The organism is Phenylobacterium sp. (assembly GCF_037138395.1).
Lineage (GTDB): Bacteria > Pseudomonadota > Alphaproteobacteria > Caulobacterales > Caulobacteraceae > Phenylobacterium.
Genome location: NZ_JBAXIM010000160.1, coordinates 1 through 5451 on the forward strand (window position 1 = coordinate 1; position 5451 = coordinate 5451).

Genomic DNA, 5451 nt, shown 5'->3' on the forward strand with positions numbered 1-5451 from the left:
GCCCAGGCGCGGAGAAGCTGGTGGGCGATGGCCATGGCGGGTGGGGCGAAGCTACCGCGGATCTCGCCGGCCAGCAGGGCCCGGGCCTCCTGGCGCGTGTACCAGCGCACCTCGGACAGCTCGGTCTGATCCGGCTGGGCGTCGTCGCTGTCCACCTCGGCGATCAGGCCGATCATCAGCGAATTGGGGAAGGGCCAGGGCTGGGAGGAATGGTAGCGGACCGAGGTCGCCCGAAGGCCCGCCTCCTCGAAGAGCTCCCGGGCGCAGGCCTCCTCGATGGACTCTCCGGGCTCAAGGAACCCTGCGAGGGCCGAGAACATGCCGGCGGGCCAGACCGCCTGGCGTCCCAGCATGCAGCGGTCACCGTGCACGGCCAGCATGATGACCACCGGGTCCGTCCTGGGGAAATGCTCAGCGCGGCAGGCCGAACACTCCCGTTTCCAGCCACCCTCGCTAGCCCGGGTCGGTTCACCGCAGCCGGAACAGGCGCGATGTTTGCGACGCCATTCGAAGACGCCCTTGGCCGTGCCGACGATGGCGATCTCACCCGGCGTAAGGCTCGAGGCCAGGGCCCGGGCGTCCTCGAACCGGCCCATGCCCTGCAGCGGGCCGTCGGTGGGATCGGCCGGGCCTTCGAGGTCGACGGCGAACACCGCGGTCTCCTCCCAAAGGCCCATGAACAGGAGCCGTTCGGGCCCGCCGGACAGGTCCTCAATGAGGCGCGAGGGCAGGTAGGCGATCTGGGTCCCGCCCGAGGAGGACCGCTCAACAAGGGCCTTCCCGTTCCAGAGCACGAGGCCCAGGGACTGATCAGAAGCGAGGCGCTCAGCGAGCCAGCCAGCATCCTTGCGGTGCTCGCTGACGCGGTCGAGGGGATTGCCGGCGAAGGTGTTCTGGAAGGCGTTCAGGGACATGAGTCGCACATTAGCCCACAGGCGGAATTCTGCACACGCTTGCGTCGAGGCCCCGGGATCGCGATATAGGGGATGGAGATCGGCGACGGGCGGACGCCTCGCCAACTCGGTCAGGTCCGGAAGGAAGCAGCCGTAACGAATCACGTTCCGGGTCGTTGTCCGGTCTCCACCCAGCCCGCATGGCGACCATGGCCGACGAAGATCTCACGCCCGAACCTGATGCGCCGGAGCGTGATCCCGACACCGCGGACATGTTTGGCGACCCCGTGCCGACTGTAACGCCGGTGCCGGTGCCCGCCCATGCGCCCGCGACCGATCGCTCTGCGGCCTACACCGTCATCGCCCGCAAGTACCGCCCGCGGACCTTCGAGGACCTCTATGGCCAGGAGGCCATGGTCCGGACCCTGCGCAACGCCTTCGCAGCCGGACGCATCGCCCACGCCTTCATGCTCACCGGCGTGCGGGGGGTGGGCAAGACCACCACGGCCCGGCTCCTGGCCCGGGCCCTGAACTTCCAGACCGACGCCGTCGACGCCCCCAGCCTGGACCTGTCCGTCGAGGGCCGGCACTGCCGCGCCATCATCGAGGGCCGGCACATGGATGTTCTGGAGCTGGACGCCGCCAGCCGGACCGGCGTCGCCGACATGCGCGACCTGCTGGACGGGGTGCGCTACGCCCCGGTGGAGGCGCGCTACAAGGTCTACATCATCGACGAAGTGCACATGCTCTCGACGGGAGCCTTCAATGCGCTCCTGAAGACCCTCGAGGAGCCGCCGCCGCACGCCAAGTTCATCTTCGCCACCACCGAGATCCGCAAGGTGCCGGTGACCATCCTCTCGCGGTGCCAAAGGTTCGACCTGCGCCGGGTGGAGCCCGACGACATCATCCGCAACCTGCAGATGATCCTCGAGGCCGAGGGGGTGCGGGTCGAGGCCGAGGGCCTGACCCTGATCGCCCGGGCTGCAGAGGGCTCGGTGCGGGACGCCCAGTCCCTGCTGGACCAAGCCATCGTCCAGGCCGACCCCGGGCAGACCGTGCCCGCCGCCCTGATCCGCGACATGCTGGGCCTGGCCGACCGGGCCGGGACCCTGGACCTCTTCGAATATGTCCTGAAGGGCGATCCCGGTGGTGCCGTCAGCGCCTTCCGCCAGCTCTATGCCCTTGGTGCCGATCCGGGCCAGGTCGTGCTCGACCTGCTGGAGCACGCGCATGGGGCCTCGGTGGCCCGGGCCGTTGGGCCCCAGGCCCTGACCCTTCCGAAGGATCAGGCGGCCCGCCTCGCCGCCGCTGGTGCCGCCGTCTCCGCACCCATCCTCGCCCGCCTCTGGCAGATGCTGCTCAAGGCTCACGATGAGGTCGGGCGCGCGCCGGACCCCGCGGCGGCGACAGACATGGCCCTGATCCGGCTGGCCCACGCCGCCGACCTGCCCGGGCCTGAGGAGGCCCTGAAACTGCTGAGGAGCGGCGAGGCGCCGGCCGGCGGTGGCGGATCGATGGGTGGCGGATCGCCAGGCGGAGGATCCACGGGCGGCGGAGCGGCCCAGGGCGGGGCGGCGAGAGCCCTGGCTCCCCAATCCACGCCCCGGGCCGCGCCCCAGGGTGCCCACCAGGCCGAGGCCCGGCAGATGCCGGTCCTGCAGACCTTCGAGGACCTGATCGCCCTGATCGACGCCGAGCGGGACATTGCCCTCAAGCTCGACGTCGAGCGCTTCGTCCGCCCGGTCAGCTTCCGGCCCGGGGTCCTGGAGTTCGAGCCCGCGCCCGGCGCGCCCACCAACCTGGCCCAGCGCCTGGTGGGCCGACTGAAGGCCTGGACCGGCCAGCCCTGGCTGGTGGCCGCCCAGGGCGGCGGGGGTGCCGAAAGCCTCTGGGAGCGCCAGACCCGGGAGGGCCGCGAGACCCGGGCCGAGATCGGACAAGACCCCTTCGTCCTGTCCGTGCTCCAGGCCTTTCCCGGCGCGGAGGTCGTCCAGATCCGCCACCTGCCCCCGCCAGAGCCAGCCCTTGTGGACGACCTGGACGAGGCCGGCGAGGACTAGCCCCCCGCGCCACCCGGCGGACAGGGGGCGAGCTGGGGATCGAGGGCCAGCCGCACCCCGCCCACCATCACGTCCTGGACCTTGTCCCCAGGTGGCGCGACGCGGACGTCGCCGGCAAGGAAGGGCTTCAGGTCCACTGGGCAAGGCGCGTCGAGTTCGCCCAGCTTGCGCCAGCCCGTCGCTTCCGGCGTCCAGGCCTCAAGCCCCGATCGGCTCTGCAACAGGACCTCGGCCTTGCCGTCATCGGTGATATCCAGGCTCATCGCACCGCAGGGCTTCTCCTTGTCGCAGTCGATCGTGGCCGTACTGGCGAGGAAATCGGCCGGGATCGGTGCGGTGCCCACGGGGATGACCACGGGCGGAGCCGATCGCACGGGGCGACGCGTCTTGCTCGCCAGGGCCTCGCTGGCCGCACGCCGGATCTCCGCGTCGCGGGGCGAACTCCCCGTTTGGACGGCCAATTCCTTCAGGGCCTTCCGACCAAGCGCGCCGGTATCGAACCGCAGGAGGTCGAAGTCGAACCGGTCCAGCGCGACCTGGCCGGAGGCCAGCCTCCGCATCTGGCCCATCACTGAAAGGCGGTCGGGATCCCCGACAGGGCTGAGGATGAACAGGATGGCAACAAGGGCCGCCAGCACGCCGGTCAGGTTCGCCTTGCCGAAGGCGTCGATCCAGGACCGACGGGACAGGGCCGCCAGGAGATGTCCGCCGGCAAAGACCGCCAGGACCAGGAGGCAGGCCAGGGCGCGGACGCGGTCAGGTGAGAGCCCGTACTGGCCGATGCGCAGGAAGATCCCCACCGCCGCGATCACCACCAGGGGCGCCATGAGGAGACCGCTGAGCCGGGCGGCGTACCTGAGGATCCGAGGGATCTTCGCGGAATTCGTCTCGTCCTGGATGGCGGCGTTGACCAGTATGATCAGCCCGATGCAGGCGGTGATGAGCAAGGCTGCAGCCGAACCGGTGTCCCAGAGGGGCTTGAGGCCGGTGAAGGGCAGGGTCGCCAGGAAGGCGGCCGCCAGGAAGACCATCACGGGCAGGAGCCAGGCCAGAAGCCCCAGGCCGAGGGTCCTGGCCCCCGCCGCCAGGTCCGGCCGCCCGGCGGTGAAATGGACCCCGAGTCCGAAGGCCAGGCCCATCAGCGGCCAGAGGACGCCGGGCTGGGTGAGGAACTCGCCCACGGCCTGGACGCCGATCAGTTCGAACAGGTTGGAGGCCAGGACGACCAGCCCGAACAGGGCGCCGACCAGGGCCACGGACAGGGCGGCGCGGACACCGTCGGTCCAGGCGATGGCGAAGTGGCGGGGCCAGGGGTTCCCCCGTCCGGCGCCTTCCCGGGCCAGGACGAGGACATGCCCGACGATCAGTGCCAGGCAGGCGAGGACCAGGGCGCCTGCGGCAGGGACCGGCGGCACATTGGCGTTCAGCGGCGCACCCATGCGACCGATTCCCCCAAGGACCGACACCCCCGCAGCCGCCAGTGTCCACAGGGCCAGGGTGCGGGGGCGCAGGGCCCCGTAGGCGCCGAGCAGCACGACAGGCAGCGTGAGCGAGGCCAGGGCCAGGATCCCGCGCACGACCTTCAGGCCCTCATTCGTCGGCGTCCAGCGGATCACCGCCCAGACAGCGACACCCCCGGCAAGGCCCAGGAGGGCCCGGACCGCGAGGTCCCTGGCAGAGGATCGTGGAACCGGTCGGGACGGTCGCGCCATGCTGTCATCCTTCCCAAGCGGGCGGGCTTGGACAGAATCACCCCCCAGGGTGCACCCTGCAAGTCGTTTCCGAACCATGGGAGGCAGGGGCCTTGGCCGCATCTGCGGGACCCGAGATCGAAAGGCTGATCAGCCTCCTGTCCCGCCTGCCGGGGTTGGGGCCCCGTTCGGCGCGCCGGGCCGCCCTCACCCTGCTCAAGCGCCGGGAGCAGCTGATGACCCCCCTGGCCGAGGCCCTGGCCGACGCCGCGGCCAAGGTCCGGGCCTGCACCACCTGCGGCGCCCTCGACACCCGGGATCCCTGCACGGTCTGCTCGGACGGGACCCGGGACGCGGGCCTGGTCTGCGTGGTGGAAGAGGCCGGCTCCCTCTGGGCCCTCGAGCGGGGTGGGACCTTCCGCGGGCGCTACCACGTCCTCGGCGGCCTGCTCTCGGCCCTCGACGGGATCGGTCCCGACGACCTCAGGATCGCCGCCCTGGTCGCCCGGGTGGCCGCCGGCGGGGTGCGCGAGGTCATACTGGCCCTGCCCGCCACCGTGGACGGCCAGACCTCCGCCCACTACCTGGCCGAGCGGCTATCGGGGTCGGGCGCCGAGGTCACCCTGCTGGCCCGGGGCGTTCCCGTGGGCGGCGAACTCGACTGGCTGGACGACGGCACCCTGGCCCAGGCCCTGCGCGCCCGCCGTCCGGCCTGACCGCACCCGGTGACACGCTGGCGATTCCGGACTAGGAACACTTCATGAACTCCGAACTCCTGATCGCCCTCCTGGGTTTCGCCCTGGCCCT

General features: G+C 71.2%; 4 protein-coding genes and 1 other RNA gene. 3 read left to right on the plus strand and 2 right to left on the minus strand.

Translation table 11 applies throughout. The features are described 5' to 3' along the window. Positions 1 to 914: NAD(+) diphosphatase (gene nudC, locus WCJ52_RS11205; RefSeq protein WP_336903393.1), on the minus strand; the 914-nt coding region annotated here is incomplete at its 3' end. Positions 915 to 987: 73 nt separating this feature from the next. Between nudC and ffs the strand changes: the two genes are divergently transcribed. Together ffs and WCJ52_RS11215 are read left to right on the plus strand one after the other, a co-directional pair. After that, an RNA gene (gene ffs, locus WCJ52_RS11210) (signal recognition particle sRNA small type) lies at positions 988 to 1086 on the plus strand. Between the two features lie 16 nt (positions 1087 to 1102). Next, entirely contained in the window at positions 1103 to 2953 is a 1851-nt protein-coding gene (locus tag WCJ52_RS11215) for a DNA polymerase III subunit gamma/tau (protein WP_336903394.1), read from the plus strand. Here the strand turns inward: WCJ52_RS11215 and WCJ52_RS11220 are convergent. After that, positions 2950 to 4665: a DUF4153 domain-containing protein gene (locus tag WCJ52_RS11220; protein ID WP_336903395.1), complete on the minus strand. Its 1716-nt coding sequence runs from the start codon at positions 4663 to 4665 to the stop codon at positions 2950 to 2952. The genes WCJ52_RS11215 and WCJ52_RS11220 overlap by 4 nt on opposite strands. A gap of 92 nt (positions 4666 to 4757) precedes the next feature. Here WCJ52_RS11220 and recR point away from each other — a divergent pair, with 92 nt between their 5' ends. Next, on the plus strand, positions 4758 to 5360 hold the full coding sequence (recR, locus tag WCJ52_RS11225; RefSeq protein WP_336903396.1) for a recombination mediator RecR: 603 nt from the start codon (positions 4758 to 4760) through the stop codon (positions 5358 to 5360). Positions 5361 to 5451: the final 91 nt, after the last annotated feature.